General features: G+C 44.5%; 2 protein-coding genes. Both read left to right on the top strand.

Annotation, left to right across the window (positions count from 1 at the left end; translation table 11 throughout):
- Positions 1 to 110: 110 nt before the first annotated feature.
- Positions 111 to 2,171, top strand: coding sequence for a PhoX family protein (locus CXF78_RS19375; protein ID WP_102037676.1), 2,061 nt, complete (start codon positions 111 to 113; stop codon positions 2,169 to 2,171).
- 153 nt (positions 2,172 to 2,324) lie between these two features.
- Positions 2,325 to 2,711, top strand: a complete 387-nt coding sequence (locus CXF78_RS19370) for an SMU1112c/YaeR family gloxylase I-like metalloprotein (RefSeq protein ID WP_011636097.1) — start codon at positions 2,325 to 2,327, stop codon at positions 2,709 to 2,711.
- The last annotated feature ends 64 nt before the right edge of the window (positions 2,712 to 2,775 follow it).

Genomic DNA, 2,775 nt, shown 5'->3' with positions numbered 1-2,775 from the left:
TAATGTCATCTAGTTTGAACCGAGTTGTCACATTAGACGCTTATCTTAACGGACAAATAATTATACCTATATTTGATCCGTTATTTTCAGAGCATATCTAAGGACAATTTATGAGCAAGGCGACATTTGATCCAACTCGTTTTAACAACAGTAAAAATACCCCCTTCAATGAAGTGATGGAGAATCATCTATCACGTCGTAATTTTGTTAAGCGTGGTTTAGGCCTTAGTGCGATGACAGCGTTTGGTGGCTTCGGATTAAGTGCTTGTGGCTCTGACAATGATACCGTTGCAGAAACGCCAACAACGCCGACCACGCCAACAGCACCAACGAAGAGTTCTGCAGTACTAGGTTTTGAGTCGATTGCCGGTTCTAAAACCGATGCCGTGACGGTAGCTGCTGGCTATTCAGCTTATGTATTAGCACCCTGGGGAACTCCCTTAAATTCGAAAGCTGCAGCGTGGAAAGCCGATGGCAGTAATACTGCTATCGATCAGGAAAACTCAGTCGGTATGCATCATGATGGTATGCATTTCTTCCCGTTGAATGATTCGGCAGATGACGGTTTATTGTGTATTAACCACGAATACATTGACCAGGATGCTTTACATCCAACAGGCCCAACGTTTGATGCTGATGGTAAGCGCACTGTAATTGATGAAATCCGCAAAGAAATCAACGCGCATGGTATTTCAGTTGTCCGTATTAAATTAGTTTCTGGACGATGGCAAGTGGTCGAAAACGACAGCCATAACCGTCGTTTTACCGGTGCAACCGTGATGGATATTGCTGGCCCACTAGCGTACAGCTCACACCTTGAAACGCGTTATTCGCCAGATGGCAGCCAAGCGCGCGGTACTTTAAATAACTGCGGTAATGGTTATACGCCTTGGGGCACTTATCTAACATGTGAAGAAAACTGGCCGGGTTATTTTGTTAATAAAGGCACCTTAACGCAAGAGCAAACGCGCATTGGTATTTCGACTTCTGACACTCGTTATGGCTGGAGCCACTTAGCCGGTAATGACGATGAGCGTTTAGACGAATTTGCTCGTTTTGATGTGACGCCAACGGGCTCAAGTGCGACTAACGATTACCGTAACGAAGCCAATGGCCACGGTTATATTGTTGAAATTGATCCATACAATCCTAACTCGCGCGCCATTAAGCGTACTGCATTAGGTCGCTTCCGCCACGAGGGTTGTGCCTTTGGTAAACTTGAAGAAGGCAAACCAATCACATTCTATTCAGGCCACGATTCTCGTTTTGAATATCTGTATAAGTTTGTTTCTGACGCAGCGTGGGATCCTGCAGATGCTAACAGCACTAACCGCTTAACAGTAGGCGATAAGTACATGAATGCCGGAACCTTATATGCAGCTAAGTTTACCGAAGACGGCGTCGGTGAATGGTTACCGCTGACGTTAGATGGGGTGACTGCCGACGGAAGCACGCTTGCGAGCAGCTTTGACTCACAAGCCGCGATTATATTAAATACTGCTGGCGCTGCTGACTTAGTGGGTGCTACACCAATGGATCGCCCAGAATGGACAACCGTTGATCCATTTACAGGTACGGTATACCTAACGTTAACCAACAACAGTAAACGTACCGACAGCACCAACCCTGCTAACCCACGTTTAAATAATAACTTTGGTCATATTATCCGTTGGGATGAAGGTGATGCAGCAACTGAATTTAGTTGGGATATCTTTATATTTGGTTCACCTGCAGATGGTGATGCTGAAACAAACTTATCTGGCTTAACTGACTTAAACCAGTTTGCTAGTCCAGACGGCTTGGCGTTCGATCAACGTGGTATTTTGTGGGTGCAAACCGATAACGGTGCCTCTGAAGTTACCGAAGAAACCAACGATCAAATGTTAGCGATTGTGCCATCAACGATGGTAGATGCAGATGGTAACCAACAAGTGGTAACGGCTGAAAACCAAACTCAGCTTAAGCGTTTCTTTGTTGGCCCTAACGGCTGTGAAGTGACAGGTTTTGCCATGTCGCCAGACTACACCGCAATGTTTGCCAATATTCAGCATCCTGGCAACTGGCCATACTCTGATAGAGCAGATGAAGAAACGCCCGCAGGCACAACGGTTCGTCCACGTGCAGCCACAGTGATGTTTATTAAAGATGACGGCGGTGAAATCGGCGTTTAATTTAAGCCACTTTCTCTGGAAGTTATTAACCTTGTTTTAGTCTTGTTTATGACTTTAAAAGCGTATATCAACCCTGATAGACTTGTTCTATCAGGGTTTTATTTTTTTGTTTAAATTAGATTAATTATCAATAGTCTATTTACAAGGACAGCCATGCTAAATGGAATTCATCACGTCGCGATTATCTGTGCCGATTACCCACGTTCAAAAGCATTTTATACGCAAATATTAGGGCTAAAAATTGTTGCCGAGCATTACCGTCAAGCACGCGATTCTTACAAACTAGATTTAGCTTTGCCCGATGGTAGCCAAATTGAGTTATTTTCATTTAATGATGCACCGCCAAGACCCAGTTATCCAGAAGCCCAGGGTTTGCGTCACTTAGCGTTCAAAGTCGATGATATCGAGGTGGTCGTGGCGCATTTGCAGCTGAGCAATATCTCTGTCGAGCCCGTTCGCATTGACGAATATACCGGTAAACAATATACCTTTTTTAGCGATCCAGACGGTTTACCGTTAGAGCTTTATCAAGTCAGTTAATCTATGTCGACCAGGCCGCTGTTTCTGAGCGGTATTCAAACGGTTATCAATGACGTTTATCAAT

The sequence above is a fragment of the Shewanella sp. 11B5 genome (genome assembly GCF_002836795.1).
GTDB classification, from domain to species: Bacteria; Pseudomonadota; Gammaproteobacteria; order Enterobacterales; family Shewanellaceae; genus Shewanella; species Shewanella frigidimarina.
Note: the sequence above shows the minus strand (reverse complement) of the source record. Positions and strands in the feature narration are given on the sequence as shown.